General features: G+C 69.8%; 18 protein-coding genes. 7 read left to right on the top strand and 11 right to left on the bottom strand.

The features are described from left to right. Nucleotides 1–17 precede the first annotated feature (17 nt). Nucleotides 18–2,504, top strand: coding sequence for a DNA gyrase/topoisomerase IV subunit A (locus ITJ50_RS15275; RefSeq protein WP_194590854.1), 2,487 nt, complete (start codon nucleotides 18–20; stop codon nucleotides 2,502–2,504). A 176-nt stretch (nucleotides 2,505–2,680) separates the two neighbouring features. On the opposite strand, the gene ITJ50_RS15270 is transcribed toward ITJ50_RS15275, so the two are convergent. Beyond that, nucleotides 2,681–4,807, bottom strand: a complete 2,127-nt coding sequence (locus ITJ50_RS15270) for a DNA gyrase/topoisomerase IV subunit B (protein ID WP_042537038.1) — start codon at nucleotides 4,805–4,807, stop codon at nucleotides 2,681–2,683. A gap of 167 nt (nucleotides 4,808–4,974) precedes the next feature. Here ITJ50_RS15270 and ITJ50_RS15265 point away from each other — a divergent pair, with 167 nt between their 5' ends. Further along, nucleotides 4,975–5,199 carry a hypothetical protein gene (locus ITJ50_RS15265; RefSeq protein ID WP_017886093.1) on the top strand — a complete coding sequence of 75 codons (225 nt, stop codon included), beginning with the start codon at nucleotides 4,975–4,977 and terminating at the stop codon, nucleotides 5,197–5,199. Nucleotides 5,200–5,332: 133 nt separating this feature from the next. Here the strand turns inward: ITJ50_RS15265 and ITJ50_RS15260 are convergent, their stop codons facing one another. The 5 genes from ITJ50_RS15260 to ITJ50_RS15240 all read right to left on the bottom strand — a co-directional run bounded on the left by ITJ50_RS15260 (nucleotide 5,333) and on the right by ITJ50_RS15240 (nucleotide 11,245). Next, the gene (locus ITJ50_RS15260) at nucleotides 5,333–6,106 is read right to left on the bottom strand and encodes a type 1 glutamine amidotransferase (protein WP_194590853.1); all 774 of its coding nucleotides are present in this window, start codon (nucleotides 6,104–6,106) and stop codon (nucleotides 5,333–5,335) included. Then, nucleotides 6,103–7,362 carry a MurT ligase domain-containing protein gene (locus ITJ50_RS15255; RefSeq protein ID WP_194590852.1) on the bottom strand — a complete coding sequence of 420 codons (1,260 nt, stop codon included), beginning with the start codon at nucleotides 7,360–7,362 and terminating at the stop codon, nucleotides 6,103–6,105. The genes ITJ50_RS15260 and ITJ50_RS15255 overlap by 4 nt, the downstream gene beginning before the upstream one ends. Before the next feature lie 6 nt (nucleotides 7,363–7,368). Beyond that, complete coding sequence (locus ITJ50_RS15250) at nucleotides 7,369–8,643, bottom strand: RNA polymerase sigma factor (RefSeq protein ID WP_017886090.1); 1,275 nt, start codon at nucleotides 8,641–8,643, stop codon at nucleotides 7,369–7,371. Between the two features lie 193 nt (nucleotides 8,644–8,836). Next, nucleotides 8,837–10,156, bottom strand: coding sequence for an MFS transporter (locus tag ITJ50_RS15245; RefSeq protein ID WP_194590851.1), 1,320 nt, complete (start codon nucleotides 10,154–10,156; stop codon nucleotides 8,837–8,839). A 159-nt stretch (nucleotides 10,157–10,315) separates the two neighbouring features. Next, the gene (locus ITJ50_RS15240; protein WP_194590850.1) at nucleotides 10,316–11,245 is read right to left on the bottom strand and encodes a proteasome assembly chaperone family protein; all 930 of its coding nucleotides are present in this window, start codon (nucleotides 11,243–11,245) and stop codon (nucleotides 10,316–10,318) included. A gap of 76 nt (nucleotides 11,246–11,321) precedes the next feature. Between ITJ50_RS15240 and ITJ50_RS15235 the strand changes: the two genes are divergently transcribed. The 3 genes from ITJ50_RS15235 to sucB all read left to right on the top strand — a co-directional run bounded on the left by ITJ50_RS15235 (nucleotide 11,322) and on the right by sucB (nucleotide 15,918). After that, nucleotides 11,322–12,812 (top strand): leucyl aminopeptidase, encoded by a 1,491-nt coding sequence (locus ITJ50_RS15235; RefSeq protein ID WP_194590849.1) that lies wholly within the window; start codon nucleotides 11,322–11,324, stop codon nucleotides 12,810–12,812. A gap of 156 nt (nucleotides 12,813–12,968) precedes the next feature. Next, complete coding sequence (lpdA, locus tag ITJ50_RS15230) at nucleotides 12,969–14,342, top strand: dihydrolipoyl dehydrogenase (RefSeq protein ID WP_111022800.1); 1,374 nt, start codon at nucleotides 12,969–12,971, stop codon at nucleotides 14,340–14,342. A 73-nt stretch (nucleotides 14,343–14,415) separates the two neighbouring features. After that, nucleotides 14,416–15,918, top strand: a complete 1,503-nt coding sequence (gene sucB / locus ITJ50_RS15225; protein WP_194590848.1) for a 2-oxoglutarate dehydrogenase, E2 component, dihydrolipoamide succinyltransferase — start codon at nucleotides 14,416–14,418, stop codon at nucleotides 15,916–15,918. 87 nt (nucleotides 15,919–16,005) lie between these two features. On the opposite strand, the gene ITJ50_RS15220 is transcribed toward sucB, so the two are convergent. Then, nucleotides 16,006–16,812 carry a hypothetical protein gene (locus ITJ50_RS15220; protein ID WP_194590847.1) on the bottom strand — a complete coding sequence of 269 codons (807 nt, stop codon included), beginning with the start codon at nucleotides 16,810–16,812 and terminating at the stop codon, nucleotides 16,006–16,008. Nucleotides 16,813–16,940: 128 nt separating this feature from the next. Here ITJ50_RS15220 and ITJ50_RS15215 point away from each other — a divergent pair, with 128 nt between their 5' ends. After that, complete coding sequence (locus ITJ50_RS15215; protein ID WP_042537027.1) at nucleotides 16,941–17,657, top strand: DUF4191 domain-containing protein; 717 nt, start codon at nucleotides 16,941–16,943, stop codon at nucleotides 17,655–17,657. A gap of 507 nt (nucleotides 17,658–18,164) precedes the next feature. Here ITJ50_RS15215 and ITJ50_RS15210 read toward each other — a convergent pair. After that, nucleotides 18,165–18,620, bottom strand: a complete 456-nt coding sequence (locus tag ITJ50_RS15210; protein ID WP_017886083.1) for an RDD family protein — start codon at nucleotides 18,618–18,620, stop codon at nucleotides 18,165–18,167. Between the two features lie 142 nt (nucleotides 18,621–18,762). Between ITJ50_RS15210 and glnA the strand changes: the two genes are divergently transcribed. Beyond that, nucleotides 18,763–20,187 carry a type I glutamate--ammonia ligase gene (glnA, locus tag ITJ50_RS15205; protein WP_017886082.1) on the top strand — a complete coding sequence of 475 codons (1,425 nt, stop codon included), beginning with the start codon at nucleotides 18,763–18,765 and terminating at the stop codon, nucleotides 20,185–20,187. Nucleotides 20,188–20,526: 339 nt separating this feature from the next. Here glnA and ITJ50_RS15200 read toward each other — a convergent pair whose 3' ends face one another. From ITJ50_RS15200 to ITJ50_RS15190, 3 genes are read right to left on the bottom strand one after another with little or no spacing between them, the layout of a single operon-like run. Next, nucleotides 20,527–21,954, bottom strand: a complete 1,428-nt coding sequence (locus ITJ50_RS15200; RefSeq protein WP_056068455.1) for a UDP-glucose dehydrogenase family protein — start codon at nucleotides 21,952–21,954, stop codon at nucleotides 20,527–20,529. Continuing rightward, the gene (locus ITJ50_RS15195; protein ID WP_156463743.1) at nucleotides 21,951–23,513 is read right to left on the bottom strand and encodes a glycosyl hydrolase; all 1,563 of its coding nucleotides are present in this window, start codon (nucleotides 23,511–23,513) and stop codon (nucleotides 21,951–21,953) included. Before ITJ50_RS15195 ends, ITJ50_RS15200 begins: the two co-directional genes overlap by 4 nt. After that, nucleotides 23,506–25,152: a glycosyltransferase family 2 protein gene (locus tag ITJ50_RS15190; RefSeq protein ID WP_017886079.1), complete on the bottom strand. Its 1,647-nt coding sequence runs from the start codon at nucleotides 25,150–25,152 to the stop codon at nucleotides 23,506–23,508. Before ITJ50_RS15190 ends, ITJ50_RS15195 begins: the two co-directional genes overlap by 8 nt. Between the last annotated feature and the right edge of the window lie 166 nt (nucleotides 25,153–25,318).

Below are 25,318 nucleotides of genomic sequence, written 5' to 3'. Positions count from 1 at the left end.
TCTTCCAGAAAGGTGCCATGGCACGCACGGATGTAGTCGGCCTGCCCGACGGTGAGCGCATCGAGGACGTCGACGTCTCCGAGGAGATGCAGGGTTCCTTCCTCGAGTACGCGTACTCCGTCATCTACTCGCGGGCACTGCCCGACGCCCGCGACGGCCTGAAGCCGGTGCAGCGCCGGATCCTGTACCAGATGGCCGAGATGGGGCTGCGCCCCGACCGCGGACACGTCAAGAGCGCCCGCGTCACCGGCGAGGTGATGGGCAAGCTGCACCCGCACGGCGACGGCGCGATCTACGACGCGCTGGTCCGGATGGCCCAGCCGTTCACGATGCGCGTGCCGCTCGTCGACGGCCACGGCAACTTCGGCTCACTCGACGACGGACCCGCTGCCGCCCGCTACACCGAGGCACGGCTCGCCGAACCGTCGATGGCGATGACCGAGGGCCTGGGCGAGGACGTCGTCGACTTCGTCCCGAACTACGACAACCAGATCATGCAGCCCGGCGTGCTGCCGGCGGCGTTCCCGAACCTGCTCGTCAACGGTGCCTCCGGCATCGCGGTGGGCATGGCGACGAACATGGCACCGCACAACCTGGGCGAGGTCGTCGAGGCCGCGAAGCACCTGCTCATGAACCCGCAGGCCACCCTCGAAGAGCTCATGGAGTTCGTGCCCGGACCGGACCTGCCGTCCGGCGGCACCATCGTCGGGCTCTCCGGGGTCCGCGACGCCTACGCCACCGGCCGCGGTTCGTTCCGCACCCGCTCCAAGGTGAGCGTCGAGAACCTCACCCCGCGCAAGGTCGGCCTCGTCGTCACCGAGCTGCCCTACCTGGTCGGCCCCGAGCGCGTCATCGAGAAGATCAAGGACGGCGTCCAGTCCAAGAAGCTCGTCGGCATCTCGGACGTCAACGACCTGACCGACCGCAACCACGGGCTCCGGCTCGTCATCGGCATCAAGAGCGGCTTCAACCCCACCGCCGTGCTCGAGCAGCTCTACAAGCACACCCCGCTCGAGGACGGCTTCGGCATCAACAACGTCGCCCTGGTCGGCGGGTCACCGCGCACCCTCGGGCTGCGCGAGCTCCTCGACGTCTACGTGCAGCACCGGCTCGACGTCGTCACCCGCCGGTCGCAGTACCGGCTTGCACGTCGCAAGGAACGGCTGCACCTGGTCGAGGGCCTGCTCATCGCGATCCTCGACATCGACGAGGTCATCCAGGTCATCCGCACGTCCGACGACTCCGAGGCGGCGCGCAACCGCCTGCGCGACGTCTTCGACCTGTCCGAGGTGCAGGCTGAGTACATCCTCGAGCTGCGCCTGCGTCGCCTGACGAAGTTCTCGCGGATGGAGCTCGAGGCCGAGCGTGACCAGCTGCTCGCCGACATCGCCGCCCTCGAAGAACTGCTGGCGTCCGACGAGCGCCTCCGCGCGCAGGTCGCCCTCGAGCTGACCGAGGTGTCCGACAAGTTCGCGACCCCGCGCCGCACCCTGCTCACCGAGGCGGACGCCCCGGTCAAGGGCGGTCGGAAGGCCGCGGTCGACCCGGAGTCCCTGCAGATCGCCGACTCCCCCTGCCGCGTGCTGCTCTCGACCACCGGGCGGCTCATCCGCGTCGACATCCCGACGTCGGAACTCGGCATCGTCCGCGTGCCGAAGCGCTCGAAGCACGACGCCGTCCGCTCCGCCGTGGTGAGCACGGTGCGCGGGCAGCTCGGCGCCCTGACCTCCACCGGGCGGGTCCTGCGGCTCTCCCCCGTCGACGTCCCCGCTGTGCCGCCCGCAGCGGTCCGGCTCGACGCCGGCGTCCGGGTCACCGACTTCCTGGCACTCACCAAGGGCGAGACGGTCGTCGCGCTCGTCGACCTCGGTGGGGCATCGTCGGACTCGCTGGCGATCGGTACCGCGCACGGCGTCGTGAAACGCGTCGTCCCCGGCGCCTGGCCGGACAAGCCCGAGTTCGTCGCCATCGGCCTGAAGCCCGGAGACGCGGTGGTCGGTGCCGCCCAGGCCCCGGAGTCCGACGACCTGGTGTTCATCAGCTCGAACGCGCAGCTGCTGCGGTTCCCGGCGTCCGCCGTCCGGGCGCAGGGGCTGCCCGCCGGTGGAGTGGCCGGCATGGCCCTGGCCGACGGCGCTGCTGTGATCTGGTTCGGATCCGTCGCACGCTCCGACGACGCCGTGGTCGCCACGGTGTCCACCACCTCGACCGCGCTGCCCGGCACCGACGTCGGCCGCGCCAAGGTCTCCGCGCTGTCGGAGTTCCCCGCGAAGGGCCGCGCGACCCAGGGTGTCCGGGCGCACGCGTTCCTGAAGGGCGAGGACGGGCTCACCGTCGGCTGGGCGGGCATCGCGCCGCCGCACGCCGTCGGCACCGACGGCGCCGCCCGTACCCTGCCCGACTGGCTGTCGAAGCGTGACGGGTCGGGTGCACCGCTCGAGGCCGTCATCGGCTCGATCGGCGGCAGCGCCGCGACGCTCGACGGCACCGCCGGCGAGGCGTAGGCGGGCGTCGGCCGTCCGTCCGTCCGCTGCGCGCGCTCGCTCGCTCGCTCGCTCGCGAGAGCGACAGTGTCCCGCGAACGGTTCGCGGGACACTGTCGCTTCGGCGGCACGGACCGCGCACGGAGGCGGCACGGTGTCGCTCTGGCGGCACCGAGACTCGGCCTGCCGCCGCGCCGCTACGCGTCGATGCGGTCGCGGTCGAGGCCCTCGCCGGCCAGGATGAACTCCTTGCGCGGCGCCACGTCGTTGCCCATCAGGAGCTCGAACACCTTCGCAGCGCCCTCGGCATGGGTCACGTTCACCCGGCGCAGGGTTCGGTGCGCACGGTCCATCGTGGTCTCCGCCAGCTGGTCCGCGTCCATCTCACCGAGGCCCTTGTACCGCTGGATCGGCTCCTGGTACTTCTTGCCCGTCTTCTCGAGCTTCTTCAGCACCGTCTGCAGCTCCTGTTCGGAGTACGTGTACAGCGTGTCGTTCGGCTTGCCGCGGTTCACCACGACGACCCGGTGCAGCGGCGGCACGGCGGCGAAGACCCGGCCCTGCTCGATCATCGGCCGCATGTACCGGAAGAACAGCGTCAGCAGCAGTGTGCGGATGTGGGCGCCGTCGACGTCGGCGTCGGACATGATGATGATCTTGCCGTAGCGGGCCTGGTCGATGTCGAACGTCCGACCCGAACCGGCACCGATGACCTGGATGATCGACGCGCACTCGACGTTCGAGAGCATGTCCGACACGGACGCCTTCTGCACGTTGAGGATCTTGCCGCGGATCGGCAGCAGCGCCTGGTACTCGCTGTTGCGCGCGAGCTTCGCGGTGCCCAGGGCTGAGTCGCCCTCGACGATGAAGAGCTCGGTTCCCTCGGTCTTCTGCGAGCGGCAGTCCGCGAGCTTCGTCGGCAGCGAGGAGTTCTCGAGCGCGTTCTTGCGCCGCTGGGTCTCCTTGTGCGCCCGCGCCGAGATGCGGGTCTTCATCTCGGACACGACCTTCTCGAGCAGGGCGGCCGACTGCGCCTTCTCGGTGCGCTGCGTCGAGGTCAGGATCTCGGTGATGCGCTTCGACACCACCTGGTCGACGATCTTGCGGACCGCCGGGGTGCCGAGGATCTCCTTCGTCTGCCCCTCGAACTGCGGCTCGGGCAACCGCACGGTCAGCACGGCGGTCATGCCGGCGAGGACGTCGTCCTTCTCGAGCTTGTCCTGCCCGACCTTGAGCTTGCGGGCGTTCGCCTCGACCTGGGCGCGGACGGCCTTCACGACACCGGACTCGAACCCGGCCTGGTGGGTCCCGCCCTTCGGCGTCGCGATGATGTTGACGAAGCTGCGGAACACGGTCTCGTAGCCACTGCCCCAGCGGAGTGCCAGGTCGACCTCGCACTCGCGCTCGACCGAGGTGGAGACCATGTGGCCCTTGTCGTCGAGCATCGGCACGGTCTCGGTGAAGGTCCCGGTGCCCTGCACACGCCAGACGTCGGTCAGGGGGCTGTCGACGGCGAGGTGCTCGACGAACTCGCCGATCCCGCCCTCGTACCGGAACCGCTCGACCACCGGGCCGGCAGCCACGGTGGTGCCCGTCGCCTCGGCACGGGCGGCAGCGGCGTCGATCGACGCAGCGCGCTCGTCGGTGATGGTGATGCCGAGCCCGGGCACGAGGAACGCCGTCTGGCGTGCACGGGTGACCAGGTCGTCGGTGCTGAACCGGGCGTCGGCGGTGAAGATCTGGCGGTCCGCCCAGTACCGGATCCGGGAACCGGTGACGCCCTTCTTGACCTTGCCCACCACACGCAGTTCACTGCCCGACGTGAAGGGCGCGAACGGGGCGTCCGGGCCGATGCCCTTGCTGTCGTCGAAGATGCCGGGCTCACCACGGTGGAACGACATGGCGTAGGTCTTGCCGCCACGGTCGACCTCGACGTCGAGACGCTCCGACAGGGCGTTCACGACCGAGGCCCCGACGCCGTGCAGCCCGCCCGAGGCCGCGTACGACCCGGAGCCGAACTTGCCACCGGCGTGCAGCTTGGTGAACACGACCTCGACCCCGGTCAGGCCGGTCTTCGGTTCGACGTCGACGGGGATGCCGCGGGCGGTGTCGCGGACCTCGACGGAGCCGTCGGCGTGCAGCACGACGCCGATCTCGTCACCGTGTCCCGCCAGGGCTTCGTCGACCGAGTTGTCGATGATCTCCCACAGGCAGTGCATGAGGCCGCGGGAGTCCGTCGACCCGATGTACATGCCCGGCCGCTTCCGGACCGCCTCGAGCCCTTCGAGGACGGAGAGATGGCGTGCGGAGTAGTCGGAGCTCACCGTCGGAGTTTACCGAGCGGCGCCGACAGCACCGTGTGGACACTCGCACTGGGGCCAAGCGATCCGCGCTGAGCGAAACAGGGCCCGACAATGCGTCGCTCTCAGGCATCACGTGTTGAAATGGTGCAACCACCCGGCACCACCTGCGATCCGTGAGGAGCACAGCAATGACCCAGACCGTGCAGGACCCCTCCATCGACGAAGTCAGCAACCACCAGCTGACCGCCGCCGACCGTTGCGACAGCTGCGGGGCGCAGGCCTACATCCGAGCCACCATGTCGAGCGGCGAGCTCTACTTCTGCGCCCACCACGGCGCCGAGTTCAAGGACAAGCTCGCGGCGACCGCCATCGAGTGGCACGACGAGAGCAGCCGACTCTACGAGTCGAAGTAGTCGCGACCGACACGCAGACAGGAGGCGGGGTGCCAGCTGGCACCGCGCCTCCTGTCCGTCTGCAGCCCGGCTCAGAACGCGCGGAGACGACGAAGGCCGGGCCCCCTCGGGACCCGGCCTTCTTCGTCGTGTGTCAGGCGATGCGCTTGAACGCCTTGTCGACGTACCGGTCGACCGTGGCGCGCGCTTCACGTGCGTAGCGGTCGATGGTCGCCGTCTGCTCCGCGTTCGGCGCGTACTCGCGGCCCAGCCGTGCAGTGGCTGCAGCGAGGACACCGTCGGTCAGCTGCGGGTTGAGCGGCAGGACCGGACCCTGGGTGTGCGTGCCGAAGGAGTTCCCGACGATCGCGCCCTCGACCGGCGAGCCGGCCTGGTTGCCGCCGCCGGAGACGACGTCGGCGAAGGGCGTCACGCCGGCTGCGAGCTCGATGCGGGTGGCGTGGTCCTCGAAGCCGGCGAGACGCTTCGGCGCTCCGGGGAGCAGCGGGTACCGGGTCTCGAGCACGAAGTAGTTCACGCGGCGCTCGGCACCGCGCACGGCACGGGCGTCGAACACACCGAAACCGGCGAGCGGCGCGCCCTCGGTCGGCACGACCTCGTTCGTCGCGAGGTCGAACCCGCCGCCGACGGCGACGACCGGCACGCCATCGGCCGCGAACGCACGGAGCGTTCCGCCGATGCGTGCGACGTCGTCACCCAGGGAGCGCATGGCGCTGAGCGGTCCGTTGCCGATCACGACGACGTCCGCCGTGGTCGGCAGGTCGTCGCCGGGCGCGTACTGCAGCACCTGCGTGTCGATGTCCGCGGCGGCCGCACGGCGTACCAGGGCCGCGACGTTGCCGCGGTCGCCCGAGACACCCATCTGCCGGGGGTAGACGTGCAGGATGGTCAGCCGGTCGGCCGTCATGCGGTCTTCTCCATGTCCGGGTGGCCGAGGGCCTTGCGGGCGATCATCATGATCTCGTAGTTGACGATGAAGTTCTTCGTCCCGCGGGTCGTCGAACCGAGCTGCTCCATGTGCTTGATGGCAGCCTCGACGTCGGGCTCGACCCGGCCGATGCGGACACCGGCATGCTCGAGCGCGATCGCGATCTGCCACGCCTTGTCGCCGGAGACGACGTCCACGTGGTCGAGCTGCGAGAAGTCGATGTCGTAGATCCAGGAGATGTCAGGCGTGCCCTCGTCGATCGCCATGAGGACCTGCTCGGGCTGGTCCGGCAGGGCGTCGAGGTTGAGCTGCAGGCTCGCGGCGTTCTTGAACATCGTGAACTCGGCGGACTCGCCCGCGATGGGGAGCCGCTCGCCACGGCCGTAGGCCGGCTTCATCGTGCCGAAGGCCTTCGTCACGGCGTCGGCGCGGAACTGCGCACCGATGGCCGCACTCGCCGTCGCGGTGGCCGCGGCGGCGTCGACCGCGTAGTGCAGGCCGCGGGCGGGCAGACGGACCGGGATCTCGGCGCCGTCGAAGCGGATCGTCGCGCCGTCGCCCGTGTGGGCCACGACCTCGGCGTCGGCGGTGTGCTGGGCACGGTCACCGGCGTCGAACGAGTCAGCGTTCTGCAGGCCGTTCGGCGCTGCGGCGATGACCTCGTCGCTCGCACCGAACCGCAGGACGCGCTGCCCCGGGGTGCCGCTGTAGCCGTCGAGGAACTGGTCGTCGTGGTTCGTGATGACGTTCGCCGTCGACAGTGCGGCGGTGTCGAGCATCATCGTCGCCACACGCTCGGTCTCGAAGAACCGGTACAGCTGGTCGACCTGCACGTTGAGCATCGTCACCGTCGAGGGCGACAGGATGCCGGCGAGCTCCACCGCGAAGGCCTCGTCGACCTCGAGGATGCCGATGTCCGCCTTGAGACGGCCGGTCAGCGAGACCTCGGACAGCAGGGCCGACGCGATGCCCTGCGGCAGGTTCGCGCCCGACGGGTTCGTGAAGACACGGAGCCCGTGGGCCCGGACGATGTCGGAGATCATGTGCGTCGTCGTCGACTTGCCGTTCGAACCGAGTACGAAGACGACGCCGTTCGGGAACTGCTTCGTCACGTGCTGCAGGAAGTCCGGCACGAGCTTCAGGACGATGAACCCCGGGTAGGCGGATCCACCGCCCCGCGCACGGGCGAGGGCACGGAGGATCCGCCCGATCAGGATCGGGATGAAGAAGCGCATGCCGGCTTACTCGAGGTAGTCGCGCAGCGACTGCGACCGCGACGGGTGGCGGAGCTTCGCCATCGTCTTGGACTCGATCTGACGGATGCGCTCGCGCGTCACGCCGAACGTGTCACCGATCTGGTCGAGGGTCTTCGGCTGGCCGTCGCCCAGGCCGAAGCGCATGCGGATGACGCCCGCCTCGCGCTCGGACAGGGAGTCGAGCAGGCTCTCGAGCTGCTTCTGCAGCATCGTGAAGCCCACCGCGTCGGCCGGCACGACCGCCTCGGTGTCCTCGATGAGGTCACCGAACTCGGAGTCGCCGTCCTCACCCAGGGGCGTGTGCAGCGAGATCGGCTCGCGACCGTACTTCTGCACCTCGACGACCTTCTCCGGGGTCATGTCGAGCTCGCGTGCGAGCTCTTCCGGAGTGGGTTCGCGACCGAGGTCCTGCAGCATCTGGCGCTGCACGCGGGCGAGCTTGTTGATGACCTCGACCATGTGCACCGGGATGCGGATGGTGCGGGCCTGGTCGGCCATGGCTCGGGTGATGGCCTGACGGATCCACCAGGTCGCGTACGTCGAGAACTTGAAGCCCTTGGTGTAGTCGAACTTCTCGACCGCACGGATCAGGCCCAGGTTGCCTTCCTGGATGAGGTCCAGGAACTGCATGCCGCGACCGGTGTAGCGCTTGGCCAGCGAGACGACCAGACGGAGGTTCGCGCCGAGCAGGTGCGACTTCGCACGCTGACCGTCACGGGCGACCCAGCGCAGCTCACGCTCGGCGGGCTTCGACAGCCCCGTCGAGTGCTGCAGCTTGTCCTCGGCGAACAGGCCGGCCTCGATGCGCATCGCGAGCTCGACCTCCTGCTCGGCGTTGAGCAGGGCGACCTTGCCGATCTGCTTGAGGTAGTCCTTCACCGGGTCGGCGGTGGCACCCGTGATGGTCGTGGAGTAGACCGGTGCCTCGTCGTCGTCGGTCTGCGAGATGACGAGCGCACCGGCGGCGACCGCGGCAGCGGCGTCCGGCTTGGCCGTCTTGTCGTCGGTGTCGTCGGCCTCGTCGGTCGGCTCCTCGACCGGCTCGTCCGAGGCGATGGCCTCGTCGACGGCGTCGGTCTTCTTCGCCTTGGGTGCTGCCTTCTTGGCAGGCGCCTTCTTGGCAGGGGCCTTCGTGGCGGGGGCCTTCGTGGCGCGCTTCTTCGGCGCTGCGGTGCCCTCGGTGGCGGTGGCGTCCTCTGCCACAGCGCCCTCGGGCTCGGTGTCCTTCGTGGGATCGATCGTCGTGCTCCGGGCAGCCATGCGATCACCTCTCTCGTCGTGCCACGTTCGTGGGGTCGTGGCTTCCCTCGCCGCCCAGGTCCCGCGCCGCAGTCCCCCGCGTCGTACGAGTCCTACCGTTCCGGGCAGCACTAGGACCCATGTCAAGTCCCCCGAGTTCACCGGCGCACCGAAGTGCTCCGACAGACAGGGGTCCCGAACGGGTCCGTGATCATTATTGCACGTGCCGCCTCCGCAGGCGTGCAACGAGTGCAACCCAGAGTGGTCCGACGCGTATTCCCTCTTCCGAGTGCAGCACCCGACGGGTCCGGCGGCGGGCGTGCAGGAGCATCCCGACGCCGAACCCGACCACGACGTACTGCACCGTGAGGGCGATCCGGAAGTTCTCCCAGGCGAACACCGTGGTGCCCGATGCCCGCGCCGCCACGTCGAGGACGACGCCGATCAGGTACATCATCACGAACGCCGCGAGGAACCCGCCGACGTTCACCACACCGTTCGCCGAGCCGAGCGAGCCGATCGGGTTGAAGGTCCGGGCGAAGTCGAAGCCGATGAGCGAACCGGGTCCGCCGATGCCCATCGCGACGACGAGCAGCACGAGCAGCCAGGTCGGCGGGTGCCCGGGCCAGAGCAGGATCGCCGTCCAGAGCACCGCGAGCAGCACGACCACGCCGAGCACCAGGTTCGACCGGCGCATCGGGAACCGTGCGCAGAGCACGCCGAGCACCGGGCCGGCGACGAACCCGACCACCACGATGATCGTGAGGAAGCCCGCCGCCTCGCCCGGGGAGTACCCGAGTCCCCGGAGCATCGGGACGCCCCACAGCAGCGAGAACACCGTGCCCGAGGACTGCGTGACGTAGTGCGACCAGAACCCGAGCTGTGTGCCGGGGCGCCGGAGCGCGTGCCCGAAGGTGCTGACCGCGGCACCCCACGAGTGCGGCAGCGGGATCGTGTCGGTCCGCACCGGCACCGGACCGTTCCGGACGAACACGGCGGCGAGCACGAGACCGACCGCGCTGGCCGCGGCAGCGACGCCGAACGCCGGGGTCCACCCCACCGAGTGCAGGAGCACGGCGAACGGGAACGCCGACAGGACCTGGCCGATCTGCCCGAGGTTGCCCGTCCACTGGGAGATCTGCGGCAGGATCCGACCGCTGAACCACATCGGCACCAGGCGGATCACCGAGATGAAGGTCATCGCGTCGCCGGCCCCGACGAGCACCCGCCCCGCGATGGCCGGCCCGATCGAGGGCGACACCGCGACGATCGCCTGTCCGACGACCAGCAGTGCGGCACCGAGGAGCACCAGCCGACGCGGTCCGACGCGGTCGAGCGCGATCCCCACCGGGATCTGCAGCCCCGCGTAGACGGCGATCTGCACCACGGCGAGCGTCGACAGGACGGCCGCCGAGACGGCGAACCGGTCCTGCGCGTCGACGCCGGACACTCCGAGCGAGGACCGTTGCACGACGGCGAGGACGTACGCGAGGACCGCGACGCCCCAGATCAGGAAGGCACGACGGGAGTTCACCGGACCAGGCTACCGACGCGTCCCCACGTCGATACGCGACAGCCGTCGCGAACGCGGGTCACGTCGTGCAGGTGACGACGGAACGGCCTGGAGGCGCGGTGCGGGCCCGCACCGCGCCACCAGGCCGTCCTGTCGGAGCGTCCGGATCCGCCGCGACGGTCAGTCGGTCGCGTCGCCCGGGGGGCGCCGGTCGGCCAGGAAGCGCTCGAGCTCGGCGGCGATCGCGTCGGCGGTCGGCACCTCGCCGTCGACGCCGGTGAGCGGCGACGCGACGGGGTTGCCCTCCATGTAGGTGTCGTGCCGTTCCTCGAGCACGGAGACCAGGCGCTGCAGCTCGGCGTTGCCGGCCACCTGCTCCTCGACGCGCGTCAGGAACTCGCGACCCGACTCGCGCAGGGCGTCCGTCGGGAAGATCAGTCCGGTCGCGGCGGCGATGCCGGAGAGCGCTGCGACGGCGGCGTCCGGGAACTCGGTGTCGGACAGGTAGTGCGGCACGAGCAGCACGAGCCCCGTCACCTGCGCACCCGTCTCGGCGAGGCGGTGCTCGACCAGGTGCAGGACGTTCGCCGGTGCCTGGGTCTCGGGCTTCCAGACGCTCATCTGCTCGACGAGGTCGGCCCGGGTGCCGGACACGGTGAGGCTGATCGGACGGGTGTGCGGGACCGGCATCGGGATCGACTGCACCCAGGTGGTGTCGGCGACCTGCAGGTCGGCGGCGAGCCCGGTGACGGCGCGGACGAAGCGGTTCCACTGGAAGTCCGGCTCGTAGCCCGACAGGAACAGGAACGGCTGGCCGATCTCGTCGCGCACCAGGTGCAGTGCAAGACGGGGCGGTTCGACGGCGCTGATGTGGTCGTGCTCGAAGGTGATGACCGGACGACGGGCACGCCAGTTGAGCAGCACGTCGGGGTCGAACTCGGCGACGAGCTCGGTGTCGAGGTCCTCGAGGATCGAGTTCGTCAACTGTGCGACGGCGGAACCGGCATCGGCGAACCCGGTCAGCCCGGCGACCAGGTGCAACCCCGCCGGGACGGTCGGGGCGTCCGCGTCGAACGTGTAGAGCTCCTCAGGGTGGTTCACCGTCCCCATGCTAGGCGGGGCCCCCGACGTCCCCGGTGCGCGACGACGACGCCGACAGCGAACAGGCCGTCGGTAGGGTTGGGGCATGGTCCGACCGACGCTCTCCACCACCAGTTCACCCCCCGAGACCACCACCGCCGACGTCCTCGTCGTCGGGGTCCGTCCGGGATCCTCCGGCGACGCGGACAGTGCCGCTTCCCTCGCGCCCAGCGCCCTGGGAGCGGTCGACGCCCTCGCCGACCTCGACCTCGCCGCGATCGGGGTCACCGGCGCGAAGGACCAGCTCGTCCGACTCCCCGCCTCCGGTGTCGGGGCGAAGTCGGTCGCGCTGATCGGCCTCGGCTCCGCCACGGGCGCCGCCGCGATCCGTGCAGCCGCCGGCAGCGCGGTCCGACAGCTCCCCCGCGTCGACTCGATCACGCTGGCACTGCCCACCGACTCCGCCGAGCTCGTCGAAGCCGCCCTCGAGGGCGCGGCGCTCGGCGCGTACGCCTTCACGCGCCACAAGGGCACCGGCACCAAGGCCCCGGCCCGTGGCGACCAGCGCATCGAGGTCGTCGCCCCCGCCGACGTCGCCGCCGACGCCGCGGTGCGCCCGGCGATCGTCGCCGACGCCGCGTCGCTCGTGCGCGACCTGGTGAACACCGCCGCCGGTGACCTCGGGCCGCAGGACGTCGCCGACGTCGCGACCGGGTTCGCCTCGGACCTGCCGCTCACGGTCGAGGTCCTCGACGAGAAGGCGCTCGAGGAGCAGGGCTTCGGCGGCATCCTCGGCGTCGGCCGCGGTTCCGCCCGGCCTCCGCGTCTGGTCGTCGTCCGGTACGCACCGGAGTCCGCGACGAAGCACCTCGCCCTGGTCGGCAAGGGCATCACCTTCGACTCGGGCGGCCTCTCGCTCAAGCCCGCGGCGTCGATGCTCGGGATGAAGACCGACATGACCGGTGCCGCCACGGTGCTCGCCGCGACCGTCGCCGCCGCCCGCCTGGGCCTCGACGTGCGGGTGACCGCATGGCTCGCCCTGGCCGAGAACATGCCCTCCGGCACCGCGACCCGCCCGGGCGACGTCCTGACGCTCAAGAACGGCACCACGGTCGAGGTCACCAACACCGACGCCGAGGGGCGCCTGGTGCTCGGCGACGGGATGGCCGCCGCATCGCTCGAGCAGCCCGACGCGCTCGTCGACGTCGCCACGCTGACCGGTGCCCAGGTCGTCGCGCTCGGCGACCGCACGACCGGCCTGATGGGCAGCGACGACCTCGTCGCGAAGGTCCGCGCCGTCGCCGAGGGCGTCGCGGAGCCGATCTGGCCGATGCCGCTGCCCGAGGAGCTCGAGGCCCGGCTGTCCAGCGACGTCGCCGACATCGTCAACGCCACGGTCGGCAACCCCGCCGGCGGCATGCTGCTCGCGGGCAAGTTCCTCGAGCGCTTCGCGGGCGAGGGTGTCCCCTGGGCGCACCTCGACATCGCGGGTCCGTCGGAGAACAAGGGCGGCGGGTACGCCTGGTTGGGCAAGGGTGCGACGGGTGTGATGGTCAGGACGCTCATCGCTCTCGCAGAAGACCTCCAGTCCGAGTAGTAGGTTTGGTACCGGTGGGAACGGCGCACTGACGCGCCTCCCACCGGTACTGCACGGGACGGGACCGGAACCACGCGGTCCGACCGTCGGACGCCGCCCTCCGCGGTGTCCACGTAGGGCCCGATCGGCCCGACACGCACGAGGGAGTTGCACCAGGTGACGGAACAGACTTACGACGTCGTTGTCCTCGGTGGCGGGAGTGGTGGGTACGCCGCTGCGCTCCGGGCCGCCGAACTCGGCATGAGCGTCGCGCTCATCGAGGGCGACAAGCTCGGAGGGACGTGCCTGCACCGCGGCTGCATCCCGACGAAGGCACTGCTGCACGCGGCCGAGGTCGCCGACGCGACGCGCGACGCCGAGAAGTACGGCGTGGTCGCGGAGTTCGCCGGTGTCGACGTGCCCAAGGTCATCGACTACCAGCAGGGCATCATCAACTCCAAGTACAAGGGCCTGCAGGGTCTGATCAAGGCCCGCGGCATCACCGTGGTCGAGGGCTGGGGCCGTCTGACCTCGCAGAACACCGTGCAGGTCGGCGACCAGACCGTCACCGGCAAGAACATCGTGCTCGCGACCGGCTCCTACTCGAAGTCCCTGCCGGGGCTCGAGATCGGCGGCCGCGTGATCACCTCCGAGACCGCGCTCCGCATGGACTACGTCCCGAACAAGGTCGTCATCCTCGGCGGCGGCGTCATCGGCGTCGAGTTCGCCAGCGTCTGGAAGTCCTTCGGCGCCGAGGTCACCATCGTCGAGGGCCTGCCGCACCTGGTCCCCGCCGAGGACGAGTCGATGTCGAAGCAGCTCGAGCGTGCGTTCCGCAAGCGCGGCATCGAGTTCTCGCTCGGTGTCCGGTTCCAGGGCGTCGAGCAGCACGAGAACGGCGTCGTCGTCACGCTGGAGGACGGCAAGACCTTCGACGGTGACGTCCTGCTCGTCGCCGTCGGCCGCGGCCCGGTCACGCAGAACGTCGGCTACGACGAGGTCGGCGTGGCGATGGACCGCGGGTTCGTCACCACGAACGAGCGTCTCGCCACGAACATCCCCAACGTCTACGCCGTCGGCGACATCGTCCCCGGCCTGCAGCTCGCACACCGCGGCTTCCAGCAGGGCATCTTCGTCGCCGAGGAGATCGCCGGCCTCAACCCGGTGGTCATCGAGGACAAGAACATCCCGAAGATCACCTACTCCGACCCCGAGGTCGCGTCGGTCGGACTCTCGCAGGCCAAGGCCGAGGAGCAGTACGGCGCCGACAAGGTCGACTCGTACGAGTACAACCTGGCCGGCAACGGCAAGAGCCACATCATCGGGACCTCCGGCTCCGTCAAGGTCGTGCGCGTCGTGGACGGCCCCGTCGTCGGTGTCAGCATGATCGGCGCCCGCGTCGGTGAGCTCATCGGTGAAGCCCAGCTCGCCGTCAACTGGGAGGCCTACCCCGAGGACATCGCTCCCCTGGTGCACGGCCACCCCACCCAGAACGAAGCCCTCGGCGAGGCGTTCCTGCACCTCGCGGGCAAGCCGCTGCACGCGCTGTGACCGGCACCGGCAAGCGCACTGTGACAATGACATCAACAACCACTGCAATCCCCCGCGAAGAGGAGTCCACCCGATGAGCGAATCCGTCAACCTCCCGGCGCTCGGCGAGAGCGTCACCGAGGGCACGGTGACCCGATGGCTGAAGAACGTCGGTGACCGGGTCGAGGTCGACGAGCCGCTGCTCGAGGTCTCGACCGACAAGGTCGACACCGAGATCCCGTCGCCGATCGCCGGCGTCGTCGAGGAGATCCTCGTGCCAGAGGACGAGACCGTCGAAGTCGGCACCGCCCTGGTGAAGATCGGTGACGGCTCCGGTTCGTCCGACGGCGGTTCGGACTCGTCCGACTCCGACGACGCCAACGCCGCCGCTGCCGAAGCCGAGGAGCCCGAGGCCGCTCCGAGCACCGATCAGGAGGCCGAGACCCCCGCGCCGGAGCCCACCGAGCCCGAGCCCGCCCCCGCCGGTCAGACGCAGCCCGCTGCCCCGCACGCACCGTCCGCGCCGCCCGCCGCAGCGCCGGTCCCGGCCGCCGCACCCGTCCCGCCGCCCGCAGCCGCTCCGCCGGCAGCCGTTCCGGCCCAGGCCGCTCCGGCAGCAGCTCCGGCGTCCGCGCCGAGCACCACGGCCGCCGCCGCGGTCCCGAACCCCACGCAGGACGGCGCAGCCTCCGGCTACGTCACCCCGCTGGTGCGCAAGCTCGCCAACGAGCAGGGCGTCGACCTGTCCACGGTCACCGGTTCCGGTGTCGGGGGGCGCATCCGCAAGGAGGACGTCCTCGCCGCCGCCGAGAAGGCCCCGGCCGCCCCGGCTGCAGCAGCACCCGCTGCCGCGTCCGGCCCGTTCGTCGCCGAGGTGTCGCCGTTGCGCGGCACCCGCGAGAAGATGACGCGGCTGCGCAAGGTCGTCGCCGAGCGTGCCGTGCAGTCGATGACCTCGACCGCACAGCTCACGAGCGTCGTCGAGGTCGACGTCACGAAGGTGGCGCAGTTCCGCGACGCCCACAAGGCGGAGTTCCTCGAGAAGACCGGCTCGAAGCTCTCCTTCATGCCGTTCTTCGCCCTCGCGGCGTCCGAGGCACTGAAGGCCCACCCGAAGATCAACTCCACGGTCGAGGGCGACGAGATCGTCTACCCGGAGACCGAGAACGTCTCCATCGCGGTGGACACCGAGCGCGGCCTGCTGACCCCGGTCATCAAGGACGCGGCCTCGCTGGACCTGGCGCAGTTCTCGAAGTCCATCGCGGACCTCGCCGAGCGCACCCGGAACAACCAGCTCAAGCCCGACGAGCTCGCCGGCGGCACGTTCACGCTGACCAACACCGGTTCGCGCGGCGCGCTGTTCGACACCCCCGTGGTGTTCCTGCCGCAGTCGGCGATCCTCGGCACCGGCATCGTCACGAAGCGTCCGGCGGTCGTGAAGGTCGACGGCCAGGAGGCCATCGCCATCCGCTCGTTCGTCTACCTGGCGCTGTCGTACGACCACCGGATCATCGACGGTGCGGATGCTTCGCGGTACCTCGTCGCGGTGAAGAACCGTCTCGAAGAGGGCAACTTCGCCCCGAACCTCGGGTACTGATCCCAGCAGCACGGCCGACGGCCCCGGTTCCCCTCGTGGGAGCCGGGGCCGTTCCCGTTCGGGGTGGGTTCGGCGTCACCAGCCGCGTCACCCGCCCCCGAGCAGGGTCAGGGCGGCGACCACCGACCCGACGGCGACGACGACTCCCACGAGCACGCGGCGGAGCGGGAGTCGTCGATCGGTTCCGAGCGGGACGCCGTGTTCGACCACGTCGCGGAGGCGCTCGAGCAGCCCGTCCTGCCGAATCGCCGTCGGCGACTCGGCGAAGTCGAGGTCGCTCGGCACCGGCGTCCACCGGAACGGGCGGGGTGCTGCACTTGCGCGGATCAGCTCGAGAGCCGACCGCGCGGTTCGGTCGTCGCCGTCGAGGGCGTCCTGCAGCGCGTCGTGCACCGGTCGCTGTGCGGGATCGGCCGGGTCGACGCGGTCCCAGACCGTCCGGGCTGCGAGGACGAGGGTCCGGGTGGCGTCCGTCGAGTGCGCGGTGCGCGTCGGGGTCGCGTTCGTCGGGCTCGTCGGGCTCGTCGCGTTCATCGGGCGGTCGCAGAGCACGACGGCGCCCGAGTCGTCGACCAGGACGTCGTCGATGCCGGCGGAACCGAGCAGGACGGCGCCGTCGTGCACGGCGACGAGGAGTTCCAGGAGCGGCACCGACAGCGTGACCGCGACGCCGGTGGTCGGCGTGCCGAGCCGATCGAGCGCCGCCACGAGCGGCGTGCCGGTCGGCCGGTCGAGGTCGACCCCGAGACACCCCGTCCGGGTCCTGCCGACTGCGGCCACCGGGACGAGGTGCCGCTCGGCGGCAGCGGAGCGGTCGGCGACCCAGGTGAGCACGTCGGTGTCGTCACCGGTCGCGATCCAGCGATCCGGGTGGTGGTCGGTCCTCGTCTCCATGGTGACCAGCGTGGCGGGGGTGTGGTGGGCCTCCAGGCTGTGCGGCACCACCTGTGGACAAGACGTGTTCGCACACAGCCGGACATGCGGCGGTCTCCCCCGGCGCACGGAGGCCGTATCCTGTTCCCATGGCACGCAGCTCTTCCACAGACAAGAAGGCGAAGGAGCCGGGGCGTCTCAAGCAGATGTTCCAGGTCTTCCAGATGACCCGCAAGGCCGACCCGTCGTCGGTCTGGTGGTTCGCCCTCGCCTTCGTCGTTCCGGTCGTCCTCGGTGTGCTGCTGGCGCTGCTCCTGCCGGGGCAGAACTGGCTCGCGGTCGTCCTGTGGATCGTCGCCGGTGTGCTGCTCGGTGTGCTGCTCTTCCTGATCGTGCTCACCCGCCTCGCTGAACGTGCCGCCTACTCGCAGATCGAAGGCCAGCCCGGTGCCGTCGGCGCCGTGCTGTCGAACTCGCTCCGTCGGCAGTGGCGCTCGAGCGAGATGCCGGTCGCGGTGCACGGTCGCTCACAGTCCGCGGTCTACCGCGCGGTCGGTCGCCCGGGTGTCGTGCTGATCACCGAGGGCCAGCGCGGCAACCTCAGCCGTCAGCTCGACGAGGAGCGCCGCAAGGTCCAGCGCATCGTGCCGAACGTCGCCGTGCACGTGCTGCACGTCGGTGATGGCACCGGCGAGAGCCTGACGCTGCACAAGCTGCCCCGTGCCATGAACAAGCTCAAGAAGTCGCTCAACCGCAACGAGGTCCTGGCGGTCGCGAACCGTCTCGACTCGCTGACGCAGAGCCCCGCGGCCTCGATCCCGAAGGGCATGGACCCGATGCGTGCCCGTGCCGGACGGCCGCGCTGACCCAGCCGCAACACACGAAGACGCCCCCGACCGATCCTGGTCGGGGGCGTCTTCGTGTGGACGTGGGGTGACGGCGGGTGCGGGCTGCGGCGTTCGCACGGGTCCGCACGGGTCCGCACGGGTCCGCACGGGTCCGCACGGTGCGACCTTCGCTGAACCGTGCGCGGTTGCCAGCTCGGTGCGGGTCTCCGGCGGCGCACGGAGCAGGGAACCTCCCGTCAGCTGAGCAACCTCGCACGGTGCGAGGTCCGGCGGCGGAGGCCCGGCGCGCAACCTCGCACCGTGCGAAGGCCGGCGTACAAACTCGCACCGTGCGAGGGCCTGCGGTGGAGGCCCGGCGCAATCTCGCATCGTGCGAGGTTGCCTCCTCGGTGCGAGGGGACGGGTCGCGCACGGAGTAGGCAGCCTCGCTCCGGACGATCGACCTCGCACCGTGCGGACAGCCACGGCCCTCGCGCCGCACACCCACGGCACCCGCGGCACCCGCGGCAGACGCGGCAGACGCGATCAGCGTCGGACGAGCACCGTCCCGGCGATGCGGTCGTGCGCTCCGCGGCTGTCACGGTCGATGATGAGCGCCGGCACCACCAGGCAGAGCAGCACGGTGCGGACGACGGGCCGCCACACCCCGACGTAGCCCCCACGCATCGGGACGACCCGCAGGCCGACGCAGATGTGCCCGAACGACCCGGACAGCAGGCAGATGAACAGGATCTGCAGGACGGCGAAGATCGCGAGCTGGATCCAGGTGTGTGCGATGTCGCCCGACCCGTTCACCGGTGACCACACGCCGGTGACGTAGGCGACGAGGTCAGCCAGGGCGCCGTCGATCAGGAGCGCCACGACGCGGCGGCCGATGCGCCCGACGCTGCGGGGCCCCTCCTCCGGCAGCCCGAGGTCCTTGCCCGGCCACCCGTCCGGGTGCTCGGAGGGCGCGGACGGACTGGAGGTGCTGCGGGCCATGGTCCCCAGCGTAGGCGACCACCTGGGCGTAACACGCCCGAAACAAACCAGTCATGTCCGGGAAACCCCGTGTCAATAGCCTCGTCGGAGGGTGCCTTGACCGGTGCCTCCGACATCACCCAACCCATTGGAGATCGGCCCCATGTTCAGCGATTCCTCCGAGGTCCTGGCCTTCATCAAGGACACCGACGTCAAGTTCCTCGACATCCGCTTCACGGACCTGCCCGGTGTGCAGCAGCACTTCAACATCCCGGCATCCACCGTCGACGAGGACTTCTTCTCGGTCGGCCAGCTGTTCGACGGCTCCTCCATCCGCGGCTTCGCGTCGATCCACGAGTCCGACATGCAGCTGATCCCCGATGTCACCACGGCGTACGTCGACCAGTTCCGCGCCGAGCGCACGCTCATCATGATCTTCGACATCTACAACCCGCGGAACGGCGAGATCTACGGCCGCGACCCGCGCCAGGTGGCGAAGAAGGCTGAGAAGTACCTCGCGTCGACCGGCATCGCGGACACCGCGTTCTTCGCCCCCGAGGCCGAGTTCTACATCTTCGACGACGTCCGCTACTCGGTCACGCAGAACGAGTCGTTCTACGCGGTCGACTCCGAAGAGGGCGCCTGGAACACCGGTCGTGACGAAGAGGGCGGCAACCTCGCCAACAAGACCCCCTACAAGGGCGGCTACTTCCCCGTGTCGCCGGTCGACAAGACCGCCGACCTGCGCGACGACATCACCCTGAAGCTGATCGACGCGGGCTTCGAGCTCGAGCGTTCGCACCACGAGGTGGGCACCGGCGGTCAGCAGGAGATCAACTACAAGTTCGACACGATGGTCCACGCCGCGGACGACATCCTGAAGTTCAAGTACATCGTCAAGAACACGGCCGACCAGTGGGGCAAGGTCGCCACGTTCATGCCGAAGCCGCTCTTCGGCGACAACGGTTCGGGCATGCACACCCACCAGTCGCTCTGGTCGGACGGCAAGCCGCTGTTCTACGACGAGAACGGCTACGGCGGTCTGTCGGACCTCGCCCGCTGGTACATCGGCGGCATCCTGAAGCACGCCCCGGCGCTGCTCGCCTTCACCAACCCGTCGATCAACTCGTACCACCGTCTGGTCAAGGGCTTCGAGGCCCCGGTCAACCTGGTCTACTCGGCCGGCAACCGCTCGGCAGCGATCCGCATCCCGATCACGGGCACGAACCCGAAGGCCAAGCGCATCGAGTTCCGCGCGCCCGACGCCTCCGGCAACCCGTACCTCGCCTTCGCCGCGCAGCTGATGGCGGGCCTCGACGGCATCCAGAACCGCATCGAGCCGCACGAGCCGGTCGACAAGGACCTGTACGAGCTCCCGCCGGAAGAGGCAAAGGGCATCCCCCAGGTCCCCGGGTCCCTCGACGAAGCGCTCGACGCGCTCGAGGCCGACCACGAGTTCCTCACGAAGGGCAACGTCTTCACCGAGGACCTCATCCAGACCTGGATCGACTACAAGCGTGAGAACGAGATCCTCCCGCTGGCCCAGCGCCCGCACCCGTTCGAGTACGAGCTGTACTTCGGCGTCTGAGTCTCGCTGACACAGGAAGGGCCCCGCACCGTCAGGTGCGGGGCCCTTCCTCTGTGCCGCGACAGCGACAGTGTGCCGCGAACCATCCGCAGGAATGTGTCGCTTCGGCGCGGGGTGCGGACGCGACCGCCTGGAGGCCCGGTGCCGGTCCGGCGGGCGGGCACCGGGCCTCCAGGCTGGTCGCGACGCACGTTCCTTCCCATTCCAGCTGGACTGGGAAGCGGAATCGGGCGTCCCTGGAGGAAACTTCCGACCATGGACGCCCGGACAGACCAGGCCCCGGGCGCACGGGAACGGGGCCCGAGCCGCCCGGCACGGACCCCGTCTCGCGAACGGTGACTAGCGGCTCGTGGCCAACGCGTCGTTCGTCCCCGCTGCGACGCTCACGGGTGCACCCGTGACCGGCGTGGGACGTCCCAGGGAACGGACGGTCCACCCCGCTTTGACCCAGTCGGCGACCGGGAGGCAGTTGCGCGCGTCGATGACGACGCGGCGGCCGACGAGGTCACCGAGGGCGACCGGGTCGGCAGTGATGATGTCGTCCCACTCGGTGAGCACGAGGACGACGTCGGCGCCCTCGATCGCGTCCGTCATCGACTCGGCGTAGCTCAGCGTCGGGAACGAACGCTTCGCGGGCTCCATCGCCTCGGGGTCCCAGAGCGTCACCTGGGCGCCGCGGAGGTGCAGCGCCGCGGCGACGTTCAGCGCCGGGGAGTCGCGGACGTCGTCGGTCAGGGGCTTGAACGCGGCACCGATGACGGCCACGCGACGGTTCAGCACCGATCCCCCGGCCGAGTCGATCGCCATGTCGATGACCCGCTGGCGCTGCCCCATGTTGATCTCGTCGACCTGTTGCATGAGCCCGACGACCTGTCCGGCGCCGATCTCGTTGGCGCGGTACATGAGGGCCCGGATGTCCTTCGGCAGGCAGCCACCGCCGAAGCCGAGACCGGCGTTCAGGAACTTCCGGCCGATGCGGGCGTCGTGGCCCAGGGCGTCGGCGAGCGTGGAGACGTCGGCGCCCGTGATGGCGCACATCTCGGAGATCGCGTTGATGAACGAGATCTTCGTGGCGAGGAACGCGTTCGCGCTGACCTTGACGAGCTCCGCGGTGGCGAGGTCGGTGGTGATGACCGGGGTGCCCTCGTTGATGGGTGCGGCGTAGACCTCGCGGATCACGGCGTCGGCAGCCTCGGACGCGCCGCCCCAGACCAGGCGGTCCGGGTGCAGCGTGTCCTCGACGGCCTTGCCCTCGCGCAGGAACTCGGGGTTCCAGATGAGTTCCGCCTCGATGCCGGCGGGGGTGAACTCGCGGACGATGCCGCGGAGCCGCGATGCCGTGCCGACCGGGACCGTCGACTTGCCGACGATGAGCCCGGGGTGCGTGAGGTTCTCGGCGACACCGCGGGTGGCGCTCTCGACGTAGGCCAGGTTCGCGGCGTGCGATCCGGCCTTCTGCGGGGTGCCGACGCAGACGAAGTGGACGTCCGCGGCGGCGACGGCCGAGGCGATGTCGGCGGTGAAGCGGAGCTTGCCGCTGGCGACGTGCTTCGTGATGAGCTCGGGGAGCCCGGGCTCGAAGAACGGGACCTCGCCGGCGGACAGCGCGGCGAGCTTCGACGGGTCGATGTCGACACCGATCGTCTCGAAGCCCATCTCGGCCATGGCGGCTGCGTGGGTGGCACCGAGGTAGCCGGTGCCGATGACGCTGATGACGGGTGCGGGACGGGTGTCGGCCGATGCGGTCGACTTCTTGGACTCGCTCATTGCGTGACCTCCTGCAGGTCGTAGTCGATGTCGTTGCGCTTGATGCCCTCGGCGAAGGCCTTGAGGGAATCGGCGCGGGAGTTGAGACGCCAGTCGTTCGTGGTGCGCTTGCCGTCGATGATCGTGGTCGCCGTCTCGCTGAAGTACGCGAAGCCGACGATGTCCTTGTTGGCGGGGTCTGCCAGCGCGTCGAAGAGCGAGTCGATCCACTGCGTCTTCTGCGGGTTCGCGACGCTGGTGCCGGTCTCGGTCGCCCCGATCTCGTTGAGCATGATGCCCTTGCCCGGCGCGATCTGGCGGAGCTGCGCGAGCGTCGCTCCGAACGTGTTCGCGAAGGACGGCTGCTCGTCGGCGTCGCGGTAGTAGCCGCTCATGCCGACCCAGTCCACGTAGTCCGAGCCCGGGTAGTACTGCCGCATGTAGTCGAGCGTCTGGTACTTCGGGTTGCCGAGCTTGTCGATACGGCTCGGGGACCAGTCCCAGATGACGTACTTGTTCGCACCGTTCGCCTGGAAGACGTCGTGCACGTGCTGCCACATCTTGACGTAGGAGCCGGCCGGGTTCTTCTGCGCGTCACCCTCGGACCAGTTGTACCAGGAGCCGTTCATCTCGTGGTCGAGACGGATGACCATCGGCTGCCCGTTGGCCTTCAGCGCTTTGGCGTACTTCGTCAGGTAGGCGTCGAACGATCCGCCGGAGATGTCCTCGTTGGTGTACCCGGGGACGTACTTCTGATCGTTGCTGGTCTGCGCCGGCACCGTCTCCCACGTCATCAGGGGCACGCGGCCGTTGGCCCAGGAGCGCTGCACCGCGGTGGCGTTGAACTCCTGGTCGAAGCCCTGGAAGAAGCCGGTCATGTTCGACGCGGTGCCGACCTGCTGGGAGACCTCGTCGTACTCGGCCCAGTTGAACGGCGACTGCGCGGTGTAGAGGCCGTACCAGCGCGACTGCTGCCCGAGGATCTCGGCCTTCGTCGGCGTCACGACCGGGGTGGCCCCCGGATCGGTCGAGGGGCCGGGGTTCGGCTTGGAACCGCTGCCCGAGCCGGATCCGTTGCCGGATCCGGAACCGCTGCCGGACCCGTTGTCGGACGGACCCGACCCGGACCCGCCGGCGGAACCCGCGCCGGATCCGCCGGAGCCCGACCCGTTGTTGCCGGAACCCGCGGCGTCGACCTTGGACGAGCCTCCCGAGCTCTTCGCGGCACCGAGCTGGGACTGGAGCGACGCGATCTGCGCCTTGAGCTCCGTGATCTGGTCACCGCGCGACCCGGCCTGGGCCGTGCGGGAGTCGAGCTTGCCCTCGAGCGACCAGATGCGCTCCTGGGCGGCGTCGAGCTGCGTCTGCAGCTCGGCGGCGGACACCTTCTTGGCCTTCGGCGCCTCGACGCCGAGCGCCTGGTGCACGGCGGTGGAGACGGGGCCGGAGGGCGAGATCCACACCGACCAGGTGATGAGGCCGAGGGCGAGCACGATGGCCGTCGTGCCGATGGCCGTCCGGCGGGCGTGCTTGCTGGACTGCGCCCACCAAGTACTCGAGGAACGGATGAAGTCAGACAATGAGGAACGCCTCCAGGGCGAAGATCGCGATGCCGATCACGTACGGGATCGCTGCGTACGGGTTGTAGCGGCGGGCTCGGGCGGGAGCCGGCGCAGCTGCTCGCTGTGCCTCCTGCTGCGCGACCGCGGCTGCGGCCTCGCGACGGGTGGCGAGCACGGTGGTGGTGGAGTTGGTCGCCGCGTCGGCGCCGAAGAGCTCGTCGAACGCACGGTCGACGGCCACCTGGTCGACGGTCTCGAGCGGGGACGGCGAACCCGAGCCCGAGCCCGAACCGGACGGACCTGCGCCCGCTCCGGCCATCCGGGCACGTTCCGCGTCGATCGGGCTGACCGGCACCTGCGCGGTGGACGACAACGGCTGGGCGGCGTCCGCCGGCTCCTCCTGCATCGGACCACCGGCGTAGGCGCCGGCACGGGTCCCCCAGCCGGACGCGTGCGCCAGGCGGAAGAAGCCGATGAGCCGGATCGGCATGAGGAAGAACGTCGACACGATGATGAACATCGGCAGGCGGAAGAAGTCGCTCGGCTTCTCGGACAGGTGCCGCATCTGGCGGATGGCCATGCTCAGCACGCTCGAGATCACCATGAGCGCCGCCACGTAGACGAAGCCGGTCGAGAAGCCGTACTGCGACAGGATGCCCTGGTACAGGTTCTCGCCCTGGCCGGTGAAGGCGCGGTAGATCCAGCCCGCGATCACGCCGAAGAGCATGAACGGCAGGATGATGTCGGTGATGAAGAACGCCGCCAGGATCGGGGCGTGGCCGAGCATCCACGGCAGCATCCGCAGCGTGTTGTACTGCGAGCCGCGCGCCCAGCGGAGCTGCTGCTTGAACAGCTTCTTCACCTGCAGCGGGGCGTCCGTGTAGACCAGCGACGTGTACTGGTAGACGGTGCGGTACCCCTCCTTGAGGGTGAGGTTCGTCAGCGTGCGGTCGTCGGAGACCTCGAGGAACACGCCCATGAACTTCTCGTGCATGAACCGGTCCATGACCCGCATGAGGATGCTCCGGCGGAACGCGATGGTGCGCCCGGGCAGGCAGCCGATCTGCCCGAGGACACTCTGTGCCGGCATCGAGTAGAGCGCCCGCGAGTTCTCGAGCCAGTCGGCCCAGCGGGTGATCCAGCTGCGCTCCGGCTCGAGGATGCGCTGCCGGGTCGTCACACCGCCGACGGACTCGTCGGCGAACGGCCGGAGGAGTTCCTCGAGCGCGCCGGGCGTCCAGACGGTGTCGGAGTCGACCAGCACGGTGATGTCGCCGTTGGACATCTCGGTGCCGACCTTGACGGCGTTCCGCTTGCCCGGGATGGGCGTGTGGGTCCAGCGGACGAGCGGGGCGAACTCGTCGCAGACCTCTTCGAGCGCCTCGTTGCGGGCTCCGTTGATGACGACGATGATCTCGCCGGGCCGCTGTTCGACCATGCGGCCGATGACGTCACGGAACAGGTCGAGCGGTTCGTCCACGACGGGGACGACGACGCTGGTGGTACCGACGAAGGTGCCGGTGAAGGGGCGGTAGCGGGCGGAGATGACGACCTTGAGCAACCAGAGCAACCAGATCACCGCGGAGTACACGGCGAACAGGTAGAACTCGGGGTGGCCTTCGACCATCTGCCTGATCTGCAGAATGAAGGTGAACACTGATCCCTGCTTCAACGTTCGAGGTGGAGATTCCGCTTCATCGGGGAATCAGGGCGGTTCGGGTGATGCCATTGATGCAGAACCTGGGGGCCGCCGCAACGCGACCCCCGTCCGGGGGCGTTACGGGCGTGTTACGGGGTACACACCGGTCCCCCTCTCGGCCGGT

Origin of the sequence: Curtobacterium sp. VKM Ac-2889, from assembly GCF_015350855.1 — a bacterium.
GTDB classification, from domain to species: Bacteria; Actinomycetota; Actinomycetes; order Actinomycetales; family Microbacteriaceae; genus Curtobacterium; species Curtobacterium poinsettiae.
This window is presented reverse-complemented; position numbering and strand designations above follow the sequence as displayed.

Bases quoted from the DNA above. Each gene is read 5' to 3' on its own strand.
- ITJ50_RS15275 (WP_194590854.1), top strand. From the start codon at position 18: ATGGCACGCACGGATGTAGTCGGCCTGCCCGACGGTGAGCGCATCGAG.
- ITJ50_RS15265 (WP_017886093.1), top strand. From the start codon at position 4,975: ATGACCCAGACCGTGCAGGACCCCTCCATCGACGAAGTCAGCAACCAC.
- ITJ50_RS15260 (WP_194590853.1), bottom strand. From the start codon at position 6,106: ATGACGGCCGACCGGCTGACCATCCTGCACGTCTACCCCCGGCAGATG.
- ITJ50_RS15255 (WP_194590852.1), bottom strand. From the start codon at position 7,362: ATGCGCTTCTTCATCCCGATCCTGATCGGGCGGATCCTCCGTGCCCTC.
- ITJ50_RS15250 (WP_017886090.1), bottom strand. From the start codon at position 8,643: ATGGCTGCCCGGAGCACGACGATCGATCCCACGAAGGACACCGAGCCC.
- ITJ50_RS15240 (WP_194590850.1), bottom strand. From the start codon at position 11,245: ATGGGGACGGTGAACCACCCTGAGGAGCTCTACACGTTCGACGCGGAC.
- ITJ50_RS15235 (WP_194590849.1), top strand. From the start codon at position 11,322: ATGGTCCGACCGACGCTCTCCACCACCAGTTCACCCCCCGAGACCACC.
- sucB (WP_194590848.1), top strand. From the start codon at position 14,416: ATGAGCGAATCCGTCAACCTCCCGGCGCTCGGCGAGAGCGTCACCGAG.
- ITJ50_RS15220 (WP_194590847.1), bottom strand. From the start codon at position 16,812: ATGGAGACGAGGACCGACCACCACCCGGATCGCTGGATCGCGACCGGT.
- ITJ50_RS15215 (WP_042537027.1), top strand. From the start codon at position 16,941: ATGGCACGCAGCTCTTCCACAGACAAGAAGGCGAAGGAGCCGGGGCGT.
- ITJ50_RS15210 (WP_017886083.1), bottom strand. From the start codon at position 18,620: ATGGCCCGCAGCACCTCCAGTCCGTCCGCGCCCTCCGAGCACCCGGAC.
- glnA (WP_017886082.1), top strand. From the start codon at position 18,763: ATGTTCAGCGATTCCTCCGAGGTCCTGGCCTTCATCAAGGACACCGAC.
- ITJ50_RS15200 (WP_056068455.1), bottom strand. From the start codon at position 21,954: ATGAGCGAGTCCAAGAAGTCGACCGCATCGGCCGACACCCGTCCCGCA.